Below are 16466 nucleotides of genomic sequence, written 5' to 3'. Positions count from 1 at the left end.
GCGGTGCAGGGCACTCCACCGCCGCCTACGCGGCCTACGGCACCGCCACCGGCGACCACTGCACCGCCGCCGGCCACCACGGCACCGCCACCCGCGACCACGGCTCCGCCACCGCCCGCGGTGCGGCCACCGTTTGTGTTCATTCCGGTGCTGCCGATCATTCTGTTGCCGCCACCTCCGCCTCCTCCCGTGATTCGTTGATTGCGGTGGTTGCGGTGGTTGCGGACGGCGGGCCGGGGCGTCCCGGGTCTACAGCTTGTAGAACGCCTTGATCAGTTCCCAGGCCTCTTTCGGGTCGTCTGTGTAATGAAAGAGCTTGAGGTCCTGTGCCGAGATCGTGCCTTCTTCCACCAGCACCTCGAAGTTGATCAGCCGCTTCCAGTAGTCCGTGCCGCACAGCACGATGGGCACGGGCTTGGCCTTGCCGGTTTGCACCAGGGTCAGCACCTCGAACAGTTCATCCAGCGTGCCAAAACCACCAGGGAAGGCCACGAGCGCCTTGGCACGCATCATGAAGTGCATCTTGCGCAGGGCGAAGTAGTGGAACTTGAAGCTCAGCGATGGGGTGATGTAGCGGTTGCCGCTTTGCTCGTGGGGCAGCGCGATGTTCAGGCCCACGTTGGGTGCACCCACCTCGTGCGCGCCGCGGTTGGCGGCTTCCATGATGCCGGGGCCGCCGCCCGTGCAGATGTAGAGGCGGTCGGCCGGGCGCTGGTGCTCGCTGTACTCGGCCACCAGTTGGGCGAACTGCCGGGCCAGGTCATAGTGGCGGGCGTTGCGCACGGCGAGTTTGGCGCGTGCAATCTGCGTGGCGTCGCCCGTGGCTTCTGCGGCTGTCAGGGCCTGGGCGGCGTCTTCGGGGGCCATGAAGCGGGCACTGCCAAAGACCACGATGGTGTTCTCAATGCCTTGCTCGGTCTGCCCCAGGTCGGGCTTGAGCATCTCCAGCTGAAAGCGGATGCCGCGCGTTTCGCGTCGGAACAGGAACTCGGGGTCGGCAAAGGCCATGCGGTAGGCGTCGGCCTGCAGCGGGTTGCCGTTGGTGGCGTGGTTGTGCAGTTCGGCCCAGGCATCGGCCAGGCGGCGTTCGTTGAGTTGGGTATTGGCTTCCATGGCGGAGTGGCGGGGCTGACGCCCGCAGTGGCATTGACCGGTGGGTTGAAAAGGGAGGCGATGAGCGCCTGTTGGCCAGATTATCAGCTACGGCCTGGCAGCAAAAAGGTGGCGGTCTGTATGCCGCAAACGGTCAATGCGAGCGAGCCGAAGAGATGGATGCCCGTGGTACCAGCAGCCAGCAGGTACCGCTGCTGCTGGAGCATGCTCACCACCTCTGCCGAAAAGCTGGAGAAGGTGGTGAGGCCTCCCAGAAACCCGGTCACCAGTGCCAGGCGCCAGGCGGGGTCCAGTTGGGGGAGTCCCTGAAAGACGGCAACGCATACACCCACCAGGTACCCACCGATCAGGTTGGCCGCCAGGGTGCCCCACGGCAGCACAGCCCCTTCGGTGTTGAGCCACAGCCCCAGGCGCCATCGCGCCAATGCACCAATGCTGGCTCCGAGGGCGATGGCGAGTGCTGCAAACATGAAGGAGGGATCGTACCGTGCGCAGCCTGGCTGTTCTTGCTACTTTTCCACGCCCATGACGAGGTCGGGCAGGATGGTCACGATCTGGGGAAAGACGGTGATGAGCGCAATGCAGACCACCAGGCACATGAAGAACGGTATGGCCGCCCGTGCAATGGTGTTGCTGTCCTTGCCTGTCATGTTCTGCAACACGAAGAGGTTGAAGCCCACGGGCGGTGTGACCTCGGCGATCTCGACCAGGAGGATCACGAAGATGCCGAACCAGATCAGGTCAAACCCGGCCTGCTGGATCATGGGCAGCACCACGGCGCTGGTGAGCACGATCATGCTGATGCCGTCGAGCGCCGTGCCCAGCACCAGGTACACCACCACCAGCACGCTGATCAGGGCAAACGGAGACAGGTGCATGGAGTTCACCCATTCGGCGAGCTCGCGCGGAATGCCGGTGAAGGCCATGGTCTTGGTCAGAAAGGCGGCGCCCGCCAGGATGAACATGATCATGCAGCTGGTGCGCGTGGTGCCCATCAGCCCGTCCTTGAAGTTCTGCCAGGTGAGCGAACGGCTCCACAGCGCCAGGCCCAGCGAGCCCATCACGCCGAAGGCCGCGCACTCGGTGGCCGTGGCGTAGCCGGTGACCAGCACTGCGACGATGAAGACAATGAGCACGCCCACGGGAATCAGGTTGCCCGACTTGCGGATTTTTTCGCGCAGTGTGGAGGGTGGGTCGGCTGCGGGCACCTTGTCGGGGTTGCGCAGGCTCCACCAGCCGATGTAGCCCGAGAACAGCAGCATCAGCAGGATGCCCGGCAGAAACCCCGCCAGAAAGATGCGGATGATGGAGGCATCGGCCGCTACCGCATACACCACCATCGTGATGGACGGCGGAATCAGGATGCCCAGCGTGCCCGCCGTGGCCAGCGAGCCCAGTGCCAGTCTCTCGTCATAGCCGCGCCGCTTGAGTTCGGGCAGCGCCACCTTGCTGATGGTGGCGCAGGTGGCAGCCGACGAGCCTGAGACAGACCCGAAGATGCCGCAGCCCAGGATGGTGGTGTGCATCAGCCGTCCCGGCACGCGGTTGAGCCAGGGGCGCAAGCCCTCGAACATTTCCTCAGACAGCTTGGTGCGAAACAGGATCTCGCCCATCCAGATGAACAGCGGCAACGCCGCCAGCTCCCAGCTCGCGTTGCTCTCCCAGAAGGCAGAGAACAGGTTTTTGGCCGGCTGCGTGGAGGTGAAAAAGGCCTGGCCCACCCAGCCACAAATCGCCAGCGTCATGGCGATCCACACGCCGCCGGACAACAGCACCAGCATCAGCAGGAGCAAAACGCCACCCACCATCAAGATATCCATATCGAACTTTCTGGGCCGATGAGCGCTATGCCCGATGCAGCCTGTTGTTATCGGTACTCACACCGCATTGCGCTTCCAGCGCAACGAAAAAACTGGCGCGGCAAAAAACCAGTGCCACCGTGGAACCGGCAATGCCGGGCCACCGGTGGCGTCCCCCTCGGGGGAAGGCGCGCAGCGCCTCAAGGGGGGCTCTCTAGATGTCCGAGGAAAAGTCGCCCTTGGCATGGCGCTCTTCGACGGCACGCACGAAGGTGGGCACGCCGCCGCGCAGCACGATGATGAGTTCATCGACCACCGCTACCCACAGCAGGATGGAGCCAAGCGCAAAGCTCAGCTGCGGAATCCACAATGGCATCGGCAGCAGCCCTTGGGCGATGTCGTTGAACTCCCAGCTTTCATAGGTGTAGCTGCACGCGGCCCACATCAGATACCCCACGGCCACAGCGCCAATACTCAGCGCCACGGTTTCGAGCTGGCGGCAGCGGCGCGGGGGGAGCTTTTCCAGGATCAGCGTCACGCGCACGAAGTCGCCATGCTTGAAGGCGTGGGCCATGGCCAGGAAGGCGGCTGCCGCACAGAACCAGGCCACGATGTCGTTGATGGCCCCCGTGCGCAGCCCCAGCTCGCGCATGATGCTTTGTGCGACCATGAGCACGCAGATGAGCACGATAAAGCCTGCGCCCAAGGCGCCAGCGGCCAGGTAGATGCGGTCAAGCCAGCGGCGCAGCATCACTTCTTCGCCGGTGCAGTGGCGGGGGCGCTCTTGCGGTAGGCGGCGATGATGGCCTCACCTTCGGGGCCAGCCTTCTTGGTCCAGTCGGCCAGCATGATCTCGCCCACCTGGCGCATGTCAGACATGAGCTTGGGCGCTGGGGTGACGATCTTCATGCCCTTTTCGGTCAACGCCTTTTTGTACCACTCGGTCTTCTCGGCGCTGACTTTCCAGCCGCGCTCCTCGGCCTCTGCCGATGCCTTGAGCAGTGCGTCCTGGCTGGGCTTGTCCAGTGCGTCGAAGGCCTTCTTGTTCACGATCACCGCGTTCTTGGGCAGCCAGGCCTGGGTGTCATGGAAGAGCTTGATGCTTTCGTAGATCTTGCTGTCGTAGCCGGTGGAGCCCGAGGTCATGGTGGCCTCGACCACGCCGGTGGCGAGGGCCTGCGACAACTCGGCCGCCTGGATGGTCACGGGCTGGGCGCCGATCAGTTCGGCGATCTTGGCCGTGGCAGGGCTGTAGGCGCGCCACTTGATGCCGCGCAGGTCAGCCACCGACGTCAGCTCCTTCTTGGCGTAGATGCCCTGCGGGGGCCAAGCCACGGCATACAGCAGCTTCATGCCCTGGGTGCCAAGCAGCTTGTCGAGCGAGGATTTCTGGGCGTCGTACAGGCGCTTGGAGTCCGCATACGAGGTGGCCAGGAAGGGGATGCCGTCCACGCCATACAGCGGGTTTTCGTTCTCGAAGTTGCCCAGCAGGATTTCGCCTGCGGGAGCTTGCCCGCCTTGTACGGCACGCTTGATCTCATTGGCCTTGAACAGCGAAGCATTGGCGTGCACAGTGATCTTGAGCTTGCCCGCAGTGGCGGCGTCCACATCCTTGGCGAATTGCACCAGGTTCTCTGTGTGGAAGTTGCTCACGGGGTAGGCGGCAGCCAGGTCCCACTTGGTCTGGGCCATGACCGACGTGGCGGTGAAGGCGCAGGCCAGGGCCAGACCGAGGGCAGTGGCGGGGAAGATTCGACGCTTCATGGGGTGCTCCGCAAGTAAGGGATGTGGGGTAAAGGGCTGTCGGCGACTTTATCGAAAACAACCCGTGGCGACATAGGTGTTTTGCCTAAACGCTGACAAATTGCCAACAAATTATTGGTGACTTGCCTACAATGCCCCATGCATATCCCGTGCCAGATTCGACTATTGCAAAGGCGGTGTTCATGAAACCTGGGGCCAAGGACAAGGGCGATTCCGGCCCGATCGTGTCGTCTGCACATCTGGTGTCGGCACAGAGCGCAGAGATGAGCGAGTTCGAGTTTGGCCTCATCGTGGCGGGCAATGCGTTCCACCGCTGGGTGGTGCACTGCATGTCGGCCGCGGGGCTCAAGGACCTGACACCGCTGGATGTGGTGGTGTTGCACCATGTCACGCACCGCGCGCGCGACAAGCGCCTGGCAGACATCTGCTTCATCATGAACGTGGAAGACACGCACCTGGTGAACTACTCGCTCAAAAAGCTGCAGACCCTGGGCGTGGTGGCCTCGCAAAAAAACGGCAAAGAAGTCACCTACGCCGCTACCGACACCGGCCGTGCGTATGTGCAGCGCTACCGCGAGATTCGCGAGAGCTGCCTCATCGATGCCCTGAAGGCCGACGATGCGCTCAACCGAGACATCGGCGAGCTGGCCCGTTTGCTGCGTGTGCTCTCGGGCATGTACGACCAGGCCGCGCGCTCGGCTGCGTCGCTGTGACGCTGGTGGCCTGAGTAGCTTCGGTGCCCTGTATGGTTCGAAAATCTGAATAAAAATCGGCTTCTGCGCGCGACTGTAAAGCGCTGATAGCTATCAAATGAGTAGCATTGATATGTCCAATCCACCCTCTCCCATCTCCCGCTGGCAGTTCTGGATCGACCGCGGCGGCACCTTTACCGACGTGGTGGGCAAGCGGCCGGACGGCACGCTGGTCACGCACAAGCTGTTGTCGGAAAACCCCGAGCAGTACAGGGACGCGGCCGTGGCGGGTATCCGCCACCTGCTCGGTTTGAAGCCCGGCGAGGCGGTCACGCCCGATCTGGTGGAATGCGTGAAGATGGGCACCACCGTGGCCACCAACGCGCTGCTGGAGCGTAAGGGCGAGCCCACGCTGCTCATCACTACCAGGGGCTTCAGGGACGCGCTGCGCATCGCCTACCAGAACCGTCCGCGTTTGTTTGACCGGCGCATCGTGCTGCCTGAACTGCTGTACGAGCGTGTGATCGAGGCACAGGAACGTGTGGGCGCGCACGGCGATGTGATCGAAGCGCTGGACGAAGCGCATTTGAAGGAGCGCCTCTGGGCCGCCTACGATGCAGGCCTGCGCAGTGCGGCCATCGTGTTCATGCACGGCTACCGCTACACCGCACATGAACAAGCTGCCGCCCGCATTGCGCGCGCGGTGGGCTTCACGCAGGTGAGTGCATCCCACGCCACCAGCCCCATGATGAAGCTGGTGAGCCGGGGCGACACCACGGTGGTCGATGCCTATCTCTCGCCCATCCTGCGCCGCTACGTGGACCAGGTGGCGAGCGAGATGCCAGGCGTCAAGCTGTTCTTCATGCAGTCGTCGGGCGGCCTCACGGATGCGCAGGTGTTCCAGGGCAAGGACGCAATCCTCAGCGGCCCGGCGGGCGGCATTGTGGGCATGGCACGCACTGCAGGGCTTGCGGGCCACGACAAGGTCATCGGCTTTGACATGGGTGGCACCAGCACCGATGTGAGCCACTACGCGGGCGATTTCGAGCGCGAGTTCGAGACGCAGGTGGCCGGTGTGCGCATGCGCGCGCCCATGATGAGCATTCATACGGTCGCAGCCGGTGGCGGCTCCATCCTCGGTTTTGACGGTGCGCGCTTCCGCGTAGGCCCTGAGAGCGCAGGCGCCAACCCAGGCCCCGCCAGCTATCGCCGGGGCGGCCCGTTGGCCGTGACGGACGCGAATGTGATGGTGGGCAAGATCCAGCCCGCACACTTCCCCAAGGTGTTTGGCCATGCAGCCAACGAGGCGCTGGACGGCGATGCCGTGGCGCAGAAGTTCGGCGACCTTGCCACGCAAACCGGCCGCAGTGCCGAAGATGTTGCGCACGGCTTTATACAAATCGCTGTGCAGCAGATGGCCAATGCGATCAAGAAGATCAGCGTGGCGCGTGGCTACGACGTGACGCGCTACACGCTGCAGTGCTTTGGCGGCGCAGGCGGCCAGCACGCCTGCCTGGTGGCTGATGCACTGGGCATGACGCGCATTTTTGTGCACCCGTTGGCCGGGGTGCTCAGCGCCTACGGAATGGGGCTGGCCGACCAGAATGTGATCCGCGAACAGGCTGTGGAAACCAAGTTGGTGCCCGAGGCTGTGCCGGGCATTGAAGCCACGCTGGAGCAACTGGCCACCACCGCGCGCACCGAGCTGGAGCGCCAGCAGGTGGGCGCAGGCACAGCCGTGGTGCACCGCCGCGTGCATGTGCGTTATGAGGGCAGCGACTCAGCGCTCATCGTGCCGTTTGGCTCGCTGGCCGAAATCACCGCTGCGTTCGAGAACTCTTACCGCCAGCGTTTTGCGTTCCTCATGCAAGGAAAAGGTCTTGTGGTGGAAGCGGTCTCTGTCGAGGCGGTGGTGCCTGGCGATGCGCCCGTGGAGCCGCGCCACGCGCTGCAGCCGGTACGCGAAGTGCCGCGCCGCAGCACCGTGCGCATGTACACCGGCGGCGTGGATGGCATTGCTGCGTGGCACGATGCTGCCCTGGTGGTGCGCGAAGATTTGCGCCCCGGCGATGTGGTCCGCGGCCCAGCCATCATTGCCGAGAAGAACGCGACAACCATCGTCGAGCCCGGCTGGGAGGCGACGCTGACCGACCTGGACCACCTGCTGCTCAACCGCCGCGTGGCGCGCGCCGTTCATCATGCCGTGGGCACCACGGTGGACCCGGTGCTGCTCGAAGTGTTCAACAACCTGTTCATGAACATCGCCGAGCAGATGGGGCTGCAGCTGCAGAACACCGCCTACTCGGTCAACATCAAGGAGCGGCTGGACTTCAGCTGCGCGCTGTTCGACACGGCGGGCAACCTGATCGCCAACGCGCCCCACATGCCCGTGCACCTGGGCTCGATGGGCGAGAGCATCAAGACGGTGATCCGCGAGAACACTGGCAAGATGCAGCCTGGCGATGTGTTCGTGCTCAACGACCCGTACCACGGCGGCACGCACCTGCCGGACATCACGGTCATCACGCCGGTCTACATCGCCGATGAGGCTGAGCCCACGTTCTATGTGGGCAGCCGGGGTCACCATGCGGACGTGGGCGGCACCACGCCCGGCTCCATGCCGCCGTTCTCCACGCGCATCGAAGAAGAGGGCGTGCAGATCAACAACGTGAAGCTGGTGGAGCGCGGCGTGCTGCGCGAGGCGGAGATGGTTGCGCTGCTGGAAAGCGGCGAGTACCCCAGCCGCAACCCGCAGCAGAACATGGCCGACCTGCGCGCGCAGATCGCCGCCAACGAAAAAGGCCAGCAGGAGCTGCGCCGCATGGTGGCCGAGTTTGGGCTGGACGTGGTGCAGGCCTACATGCGCCATGTGCAGGACAACGCCGAAGAGTCCGTGCGCCGCGTGATCACACGCTTGAAGGACGGCGCGTTCACCCTGCCGCTCGACAACGGCGCGCAGATCAGCGTGGCCGTGAAGGTGGATGCGCATAGCCGCAGTGCCACCATCGACTTCACCGGCACCAGCCCGCAGCAGACCAACAACTTCAACGCGCCCACGGCGGTGTGCATGGCGGCGGTGTTGTATGTGTTCCGCACGCTGGTGGATGACGATATTCCGCTGAACGCAGGGTGCCTCAAGCCGCTCAAGGTCATCATCCCGCCCGGCTCCATGCTCAACCCCAACCCACCCGCTTCGGTGGTGGCGGGCAATGTGGAGACGTCTACCTGTATCACCAATGCGCTGTATGGCGCTTTGGGCTTGATGGCAGCGGGGCAGTGCACCATGAACAACTTCACCTTTGGCAGCACGCGCTACCAGTATTACGAGACCATCTCAGGTGGCAGCGGTGCGGGCGGCGTGTGGGATGCTGATGGGAAATTGGTGGGCGGGTTTGATGGCACCAGCGTCGTGCAGTGCCACATGACCAATTCGCGCCTGACGGACCCTGAGGTGCTGGAGTTCCGCTTTCCGGTGCGGCTGGAGGGCTACGAGATCCGCAAGGGCTCAGGTGGCGCGGGGCAGTGGAAGGGCGGCGATGGCGGCATTCGCCGTGTGCGCTTTCTGGAGCCGATGACGGCCAGCATACTGTCGAACGGTCGCCACCACGGCGCGTTCGGAATGTCGGGTGGCCAGCCGGGGGCGGTGGGCATCAACAAGGTGGTGCGCAGCGATGGCCGTGTGGAGCTGCTGGATCACATCGGCCAAGCCGAAATGCTGCCGGGTGATGTGTTTGAGGTTCACACACCCGGAGGCGGTGGTTTTGGGGCTTCAGGCCAAAAGCGGTAATGTAAATGGCTGCTTGCGCGCATCCACAAAGCGCAAGCAGCTATTAAATCAGGAGCTTTTGACTTCTGTGGGCGCCTTGGGCTGGCTCAGGCAGGGCGGAACGTCAAGCCCGGCCTGCCGCGCACGGAACAGCGCAGCGCGCATCAGAAAGATCGACATGATGGGCACGGTGACGGCCACGAACACAGCGATCAGCAGCGCGTGCAGCGCCAGGCTGCGGTCGGCCACAGAGAAGTACAACACCGTGCCATGCATGATCAGCCAGCAACCCAATGTGGCGATGATGGCGGGCGCATGCATGCGCTCATAAAACGTGGACAGGCTCAGCAGGCCCGTGGAGCCCAACAATGCCAGCCCGGCGCCAGCCAGTACCAGCAGGGCCACGATGATTTCCAGCCACAGTGGCAGCACGGCTTCGGTCATTCGATTACCTCGCCGCGCAGCAAAAATTTTGCCATCGCCATGGCACCCACGAAGCTGAACAGCGCCAGCAGCAGTGCTGCCTCGAAGTAGTTCTTGCTGCCGTACAGCAGGCCCAGCACCAGCATCACAAGCATGCCGCTCAGGTACATGCAATCGAGCGCCAAAATCCGGTCTTGTGCGGAAGGTCCCTTGAGCAGACGGATCAGCGCGCAGCCCATGGCCAGCGCCAGCATGAACAGGGCCGTCGGCAAGGCCCAGCTGAGGACAGGGGTCATTCGAATATCTCCATCAGGGGGCGCTCATAGCGCTGCTTGACACTGGCCGCTATGGCTGCTGCGTCGTCCACCTCCAGCACATGCAACAGCAGCATGCTGCGGTCCAGCGAGAGCTCGGCCCAGGCTGTGCCAGGTGTGATGCAGACGATCATCGCCAGCACGGCGAGCGCGTTGGGGTCGCGTACATCCAGCGGGACATGCACGAAGGCTGCCGGGTGCCGTCTGCGGCCGGGGGCCAGCAGCAGGCGGGCCACAGCCAAGTTGGAGCGTGTGGTGTCAGCCACCACCGTGAACGCCAATCGGAGCACGGCACCGGGTTTGCGCACCCGCACCGGCAGAGGGCGCAGCCCGGCAGTGAGCAGCGGAATCGCCAGAGCAAACACAGTGCCCAGGACGACATGCCCAGCACTCAGGCTGCGGTTGAGCAGCAGCCACAGGCCTAGCAGCGCCAGAGACAGCAAGGGGGCTGGTACCAACCGCTTGAACGGCCGTGGGGGAGGGGGTGGTTTCATGGCTTGTTGCCTCCCTGCGTTACGGCTGGCTTGGGTGGGTTGGGCACGGGCTCTGCCGCCATTACGGCGCGCACGTAAGCGGCAGGTGCGTGCAGAGCGTCAGCAGTGGCCTGGGTGTAGCGCATCACGGCACCGGCTTGCCAGGCCAGTGCAGCGCAAGCGCCCAGCAGCAGGGCAATTGGCAGCCCTTCCAGCACCAGCAGCTTGGGCGCCGAGCGGTCATGCGCAGCCCAGAAGTGCCGAATGCCCGCGCGGGTGAGGGCAACCAGCGCCAGCAGGCCGGATGCCACCAGCAGGGCCACCAGGGTCCAGCCCGCAGCGCCCAGTTGCAACCCGCCGGAAGCGCCCAGTCCCAGTGGGTTGAGCAGCGCATGCACCATGGCGAACTTGCCCACAAACCCAGGCAGCGGTGGCAGGCCCGCAATGACCAGAGTGCAGGCGATGAAGGCCAGGCCCAGCAAGGCAGCGGCGGCCGGAATCACCTGGCCGATCAGTGCCTGCTCCTTGTCATCGAGGTTCATGCCCTCGGTGGGAACAAGGTCGGCTGAGAGGAAGGGGGCGTCGTCGGTTTGCTCGTGGGGCGCGAGGTTCGCGCCATCGTTGCGCCACCGGTCGATCAGGTCGGTCAGCAGGAAGAGGGCGCTCACGGCCAACGTGGAGCTGAGCAGGTAGTACAGCAGCCCGCCCGTGAGCAGGGCCTGCCCAAAGCCGACAGCCGCCAGCAGTGTGCCCGACGACAGGATGGCCGCGAATCCGGCCAGATGACCCAGGCGCTGAGAGCCCAGCATGCCGACGGCGCCAAACGCCATGGTGAGAAGGCCGCCGCCAATCAGCCACTGGCTGCCAAACTGGGCCGATTCCCCTGCCTCGGTGCCGAACAGCAGTGTCCATAGGCGCAGCACGCTGTACACACCCACTTTTGTCATGAGGGCGAACAATGCCCCAATGGGCGCCGTTGCGGCACTGTAGGCGGGGACAAGCCAGAAGTTGAGCGGCCACACAGCGGCCTTGATGAGAAACGCGACCGCCAGGATCGCAGCCGCCGCATGCAGCAGGCCTCGGTCGGTCGCAGGTATGCCTGCGATGCTTCGTGCCAGGTCGGCCATGTTGAGTGTGCCTGTGATGCCATAAAGCATGGACACGCCAATCAGGAACAGCGACGAAGCCGCCAGGTTGATGGCGATGTAGTGCAGCCCTGCCGACACGCGTGGGCGCCCCGAGCCGTGCAGCAGCAGCCCGTAGGAGGCGGCCAGCATGATCTCGAAAAACACGAACAGGTTGAACAGGTCGGCCGTGAGAAAAGCACCCGCAAGCCCCATGAGCTGGAACTGGAACAGCGGGTGAAAGTGCACACCCGCCCGGTGCCAGCGGGCCGCTGAGAACAGCACGCTGGCCAGGGCCACGGTACTGCTCAGCGTGAGCATCATGGCCGAGAGTCGGTCGATGGTGAGCACAATGCCGAACGGCGCGGGCCAGTTGCCGGGCAGGTACACGCCCAGGCCGTCGGGCAGGCTCGGATCATCGGCCCGCACCAGCAACAGCACCGCGACCACCAAGCCCAGGAATGTCGAGGCGATGTTGAGCGTGACCTTGGTGCGCTGGCGCTCCTCGCGCAACAGCAGCATGAGCCCGGCCGTGAGCAGGGGCAGCGCGATGGGGGCGAGGATCAGGTGCGGCATCAGCGATGCCGCGAGGGATTCCGCGAAATCGGGGCCCGTCATGGCATCTCCTGCACATCCTTTGCGCGGCTGCCATCCACATGGTCGGTGCCCGCCATGCCACGTGATGCCAGCAGCACCACCAGAAACAGCGCGGTCATGGCAAAGCCGATCACGATGGCTGTGAGCGTGAGCGCCTGGGGCATGGGGTCTGCATAGTGAAGCAGGTCCTGTGGCACGCCGGGCTGCAGCACGGGCTCCTTGTCAATGGCCAGGCCCAGGCGACCCATGCTGAAGATGAAGAGGTTGACCGCGTAGGACAGCAGCGACAGGCCCATGATGACCTGGAAGGTGCGCGGCCGCAGCAGCAGCCATACGCCTGCGCCGGTGAGCACGCCAATGGCCAGGGCCAGAATCAGTTCCATGGAGTTTCTCCCGGGGGCGCTGGCACCGTTGTGGGAGCGGCCTGCTCTGCGGCGCGCGCGTTGTTGTAGCGGCGACTGCGCACCGACTGGTGGGCAATGCCGGTGAGGATGAGCATGGTGGAGCCCACCACCAGCGTGAACACGCCGATGTCAAAGAACAGCGCACTGGCTACATGGATTTCACCCACCACAGGCAGGTGCAGGTGTGCCATGTGGCTGGTGAGGAAGGGGTAGCCCCAGGCCCAGGCGCCAAGGCCCGTGGCGAGTGCTGCCAGCAGGCCCACGCCAATCCAGCGGCGCGGGTACAGCGGAAGGTGGGCTTCAACCCACGAGGTGCCCGAGACGATGTACTGCAGCAGCAACGCCACCGAAAACACCAACCCTGCCACGAAGCCGCCGCCGGGCTCGTTGTGGCCGCGTATGAAGAGGTACATGGACACCAGCGTGGCAAAGGGCAGCAGCAAGCGCACGAGCACGGCGGGCACCATGAGGTAGCCGACTGCGGTGTCCATTGTTTGACGCGGATTCGACAGGTCGGTGTCTACATCGGCGGTCAAGGCACGCTGCTGTGGGGGCAGATCCATCACCTCGCGCGCTGGACGGAAACGCCTGAGCAGTGCATAGACCGTAAGGGCCACTATGCCCAGCACCACGATCTCACCGAAGGTGTCAAAGCCCCGGAAATCCACCAGCATCACGTTGACGACGTTGGTACCGCCGCCTTCGGTGAACGCGCGTTCGAGGAAGAAGGTAGAGGTGCTGTTGGGGAAGGGGCGGCTCATCATGGCAAACGAAAGCAGCGCCATGCCAGCGCCCGCGCTCAGCGCCAACGCCAAGTCGCGCCAGCGGCGCAGTTGGGTACGGCGCTCTTCGGCCATCGTGGGCAAGCGCAGGCTCTCGTCGCGTCGGGGCAGCCAGCGCAGGCCCAGCAGGATGAGGATGGTGGTCACGATCTCCACCACAATCTGTGTGAGTGCGAGGTCGGGGGCCGAGAACCAGAGGAAGGTCAGGCACACGCACAAGCCAGAGCCGCCCAGCAGCGTGAGCGCCGCAAGCCGGTGGTATTTGGCCTGCCAGGCCGCTGCCACGGCACACACGGAGCCGATCAGCCACAAAAGGGCGAAGGTGGGCGAAAGGGGCAGCAGCACCCGGTCTCCAATTGGCAGGCCGCGCGCCCAAAGGGGCAGCGTGCCCGCAACCAGGGCTGCAACGGCCAGCCACAGCATTTGCCACTGCAGGCGGACAGTGCCCAGCAGGCGGCGGCCGTTGCGGCCCGCCAGCGTGAGGGCGGCAAGAAGCTGCTCGAACATGCGCTGGCCGCTCAGGCGGTGCAGGAACGGGGGCGCATCCAGCGTGCCCTGAGTGAACTGGCGCCGCAGCACGGCATACAGTGCAATGCCACCGCCCAGGGCCACCAGGCTCATCAAAAACGGGGTGTTGAGGCCATGCCATACCGCAAGGCTGTAGGTGGGTAGATCGCCCCCCACCACAGGCCGCGCAGCCGCTGCCAGGTAGGCGCCCACCGACCAGGCGGGCAGCATGCCCACCACCAGGCAGGCCAGAACCAGCAGCTCCACAGGAACGCGCATCCAGTGCGGGGGCTCGTGGGGCTGATGGGGGAGGTCGGTGGCCGGTGTGCCCCAGAACACGTCCACTGTAAAGCGCAGCGAATACGCCACGCTGAACATGCCCGCCAGCGTAGCAGACACGGGCAGCAGCCAGCCCAGCAGCGGCGTGGTGTTCACGTACACCGTCTCGGCAAAGAACATTTCCTTGGACAGGAACCCATTGAGCAGCGGCACACCCGCCATGGCCGCGCTGGCCACCATGGCCAGCGTGGCGGTGATGGGCATCATGGTGCGCAGCCCCGACAGCCGCCTGATGTCGCGCGTGCCGCTTTCGTGGTCCACGATGCCCACGGCCATGAACAGCGAGGCCTTGAAGGTGGCGTGGTTCATGATGTGGAAAACGGCCGCCACGGCGGCCAGCGGGCTGTTCAAGCCCAACAGCAGGGTTATGAGGCCCAGGTGCGAAATGGTGGAGTACGCGAGCAGCCCCTTGAGGTCGTTCTGGAACATGGCCGCATAGCCACCCACCAGCAGCGTGACCAGGCCTGCGCCGCCCACCAGCCAGAACCACTCTTGCGTGCCTGACAGCGCGGGCCACAGCCGGGCCAGCAGGAACACACCTGCCTTCACCATGGTGGCCGAATGCAGGTAGGCCGACACAGGTGTGGGCGCGGCCATGGCGTTGGGCAGCCAGAAGTGGAACGGGAACTGCGCGCTTTTGGTGAGCGCACCCAGCAGGATCAGCACCAGGGCCGTAAGGTACAGCGGGTGGTTCTGGATGAGCTGCCCGGCGGCGAGTACGTGGTCCAGGTCGTAGCTGCCCACGATGTGGCCCAGCACCAGCATGCCTGCCAGCATGGCCAGCCCGCCCGTGCCGGTCACCGTGAGCGCCATGCGCGCGCCGCGCCGCGCATCCTTGCGGTGGTGCCAATAGCCGATCAGCAGGAACGAGAACAGGCTGGTCAGCTCCCAGAAGAACGCAATCTGGACGATGTTGCCCGACAGCACCACACCTGCCATCGCGCCCATGAACGCCAGAAAGAAGGAGAAGAAGCGCGGCACCGGGTCGGCGGGCGACATGTAGTAACGCGCATACAGCACCACCAGGCTGCCAACGCCGAGCACCAGCATGCAGAACATCCAGGCAAAGCCATCCATGCGGATGACCATGTTCAGGCCCAGTGCGGGGATCCAAGCCAGTTCTTGCCGTACCACCCCGCCATCGGCAATCTCTGGGAAGTAGAGCGCCGCCTGCACCGCGCAGAACAGGGCGATGAGCCCTGCGAGCGTCGACTCTGTGTTGCGGGCATTGGCGGGCAACATTGCCGCCAGCAGGCTGCCGATGAAAGGGAGGAGGATGAGGGTGATCAGGGGCATGCGCAAACGATTTTAGGGGCAGCCCCTAAAAACCCTGCCCAGTCCTTGATTCCACGCTTGCGATGGGTAAAAAAAATGCCCGCTGGAGCGGGCTTGCTGCTTGTGAAGTCTGATTAGTTTTTGCTAGCGCTTGCTGCAGGGCCTGGAGCCGTGGGTTCCGCAGCCGGTGTGGCGGTCTCTTTTTCGGTGCTGCTGCGGGCCTTGCGGTCCGTGGCCTGGGCGCTGGCGTTCTTCTGCTTGTTCTTTGCCTCGGCCTTGGCGGCGGCTGCAGCGCTGTACTTCTTGCCGTTGACTGTCAGGCCCTCTTTGGAGAAGTTCACGGCAGTTTTGTTGCCCACACCACCCACGCGGCCGATGAAGTCGGCCCAGTCCTTGAAGGGTGCGCTCTTGCGCTCTTCGATGATGCGGCCCGACAGGCCGGGGCCGATGCCCTTGATGCCGTCGAGTTCGGCTTCGGTGGCTGTGTTCACGTCCACGGCGGCGAAGGCGGCGGTGGTGGCCAGCAGCAGGGTGGCGATCAGGGTCAGCAGTGTCTTCAGCATGTTGGATGTCCTTGGCATTGGCGGGGGTCAGAGTTCTTCGACGCGGCGTGCGGGGTAGCTGTCCCAGGTCTGGCAGCCGGGGCATTGCCAGAAATGCTGGCGGGCTTCGAAGCCGCAGGCCGCGCAGCGGTAGCGTGTGAGGGGTTTCACGGCATGCTCCAGCGCGCGCTGGACCTGGGGGTGGAACTCTTCATGCTCCAGCTTTTCGGTGGCCAGCCATTTGGCGGCAGCCACCAGCGAGCGTTCCTTGTCCAGGTGCTCCACATAGCGCTGCCGGGCGGAGCCGCTGGTGCTGGCATCGGCGGCTTCCATGACCACGAGGCTCTCCAGCACGTCGAGCGAGGGTGCTTGTTTGTAGTGGGCTTGCAGCAGGCCATGGGCCTCTGAAGTGCGCCCGCTGGCCGTGGCGGCTTCGACCATCAGCGGGGCTGCTAGCGGCAGGGCCGCAGGGTTGCGTTCGCCCAGCGTCTTGAGTGTGGCGAGCACCGCTGCATGCTGGCCCATGAGGCGCTGCAGCCTCGCAAGCTCGAT

Annotated in this window: 14 protein-coding genes and 1 pseudogene; 2 read left to right on the top strand and 13 right to left on the bottom strand. The window is 64.5% G+C overall.

What is annotated here, in order from left to right; translation table 11 throughout:
- Positions 1 to 249: 249 nt before the first annotated feature.
- From DBR12_RS06480 to DBR12_RS06460, 5 genes are all read right to left on the bottom strand, one after another.
- The gene (locus tag DBR12_RS06480) at positions 250 to 1113 is read right to left on the bottom strand and encodes a TIGR00730 family Rossman fold protein (RefSeq protein ID WP_108616514.1); all 864 of its coding nucleotides are present in this window, start codon (positions 1111 to 1113) and stop codon (positions 250 to 252) included.
- A gap of 83 nt (positions 1114 to 1196) precedes the next feature.
- Complete coding sequence (gene crcB / locus DBR12_RS06475) at positions 1197 to 1583, bottom strand: fluoride efflux transporter CrcB (RefSeq protein ID WP_108616513.1); 387 nt, start codon at positions 1581 to 1583, stop codon at positions 1197 to 1199.
- A gap of 39 nt (positions 1584 to 1622) precedes the next feature.
- Positions 1623 to 2933: a TRAP transporter large permease gene (locus DBR12_RS06470; protein WP_199226645.1), complete on the bottom strand. Its 1311-nt coding sequence runs from the start codon at positions 2931 to 2933 to the stop codon at positions 1623 to 1625.
- A gap of 193 nt (positions 2934 to 3126) precedes the next feature.
- Positions 3127 to 3663, bottom strand: coding sequence for a TRAP transporter small permease (locus DBR12_RS06465; protein ID WP_108616512.1), 537 nt, complete (start codon positions 3661 to 3663; stop codon positions 3127 to 3129).
- Positions 3663 to 4676 (bottom strand): TRAP transporter substrate-binding protein, encoded by a 1014-nt coding sequence (locus DBR12_RS06460; RefSeq protein WP_108616511.1) that lies wholly within the window; start codon positions 4674 to 4676, stop codon positions 3663 to 3665. Before DBR12_RS06460 ends, DBR12_RS06465 begins: the two co-directional genes overlap by 1 nt.
- A gap of 182 nt (positions 4677 to 4858) precedes the next feature.
- Here DBR12_RS06460 and DBR12_RS06455 point away from each other — a divergent pair, with 182 nt between their 5' ends.
- A complete protein-coding gene (locus tag DBR12_RS06455) occupies positions 4859 to 5389 on the top strand; it encodes a winged helix DNA-binding protein (protein ID WP_108616510.1) in 531 nt (176 codons plus the stop codon).
- Positions 5390 to 5501: 112 nt separating this feature from the next.
- Positions 5502 to 9155, top strand: a complete 3654-nt coding sequence (locus tag DBR12_RS06450; protein WP_108616509.1) for a hydantoinase B/oxoprolinase family protein — start codon at positions 5502 to 5504, stop codon at positions 9153 to 9155.
- Positions 9156 to 9203: 48 nt separating this feature from the next.
- Here the strand turns inward: DBR12_RS06450 and DBR12_RS06445 are convergent, their stop codons facing one another.
- The 8 genes and pseudogenes from DBR12_RS06445 to DBR12_RS22585 all read right to left on the bottom strand — a co-directional run.
- Complete coding sequence (locus tag DBR12_RS06445; protein WP_108616508.1) at positions 9204 to 9578, bottom strand: monovalent cation/H(+) antiporter subunit G; 375 nt, start codon at positions 9576 to 9578, stop codon at positions 9204 to 9206.
- Positions 9575 to 9853, bottom strand: coding sequence for a K+/H+ antiporter subunit F (locus tag DBR12_RS06440; RefSeq protein ID WP_108616507.1), 279 nt, complete (start codon positions 9851 to 9853; stop codon positions 9575 to 9577). The genes DBR12_RS06445 and DBR12_RS06440 overlap by 4 nt, the downstream gene beginning before the upstream one ends.
- Positions 9850 to 10365 (bottom strand): Na+/H+ antiporter subunit E, encoded by a 516-nt coding sequence (locus DBR12_RS06435; RefSeq protein WP_108616506.1) that lies wholly within the window; start codon positions 10363 to 10365, stop codon positions 9850 to 9852. Before DBR12_RS06435 ends, DBR12_RS06440 begins: the two co-directional genes overlap by 4 nt.
- Positions 10362 to 12086, bottom strand: a complete 1725-nt coding sequence (locus DBR12_RS06430; protein ID WP_108616505.1) for a monovalent cation/H+ antiporter subunit D — start codon at positions 12084 to 12086, stop codon at positions 10362 to 10364. Before DBR12_RS06430 ends, DBR12_RS06435 begins: the two co-directional genes overlap by 4 nt.
- On the bottom strand, positions 12083 to 12448 hold the full coding sequence (locus tag DBR12_RS06425; RefSeq protein WP_108616504.1) for a Na+/H+ antiporter subunit C: 366 nt from the start codon (positions 12446 to 12448) through the stop codon (positions 12083 to 12085). The genes DBR12_RS06430 and DBR12_RS06425 overlap by 4 nt, the downstream gene beginning before the upstream one ends.
- Entirely contained in the window at positions 12439 to 15393 is a 2955-nt protein-coding gene (locus DBR12_RS06420; protein ID WP_108616503.1) for a monovalent cation/H+ antiporter subunit A, read from the bottom strand. Before DBR12_RS06420 ends, DBR12_RS06425 begins: the two co-directional genes overlap by 10 nt.
- A 113-nt stretch (positions 15394 to 15506) precedes the next feature.
- On the bottom strand, positions 15507 to 15935 hold the full coding sequence (locus DBR12_RS06415) for a helix-hairpin-helix domain-containing protein (protein WP_108616502.1): 429 nt from the start codon (positions 15933 to 15935) through the stop codon (positions 15507 to 15509).
- A gap of 27 nt (positions 15936 to 15962) precedes the next feature.
- A pseudogene (locus tag DBR12_RS22585) lies at positions 15963 to 16466 on the bottom strand (lipopolysaccharide assembly protein LapB); the annotation flags it as partial.

The sequence above is a fragment of the Acidovorax sp. HMWF029 genome (assembly GCF_003060895.1).
Classification (GTDB): domain Bacteria; phylum Pseudomonadota; class Gammaproteobacteria; order Burkholderiales; family Burkholderiaceae_C; genus Acidovorax.
Note: the sequence above shows the minus strand (reverse complement) of the source record. Positions and strands in the feature narration are given on the sequence as shown.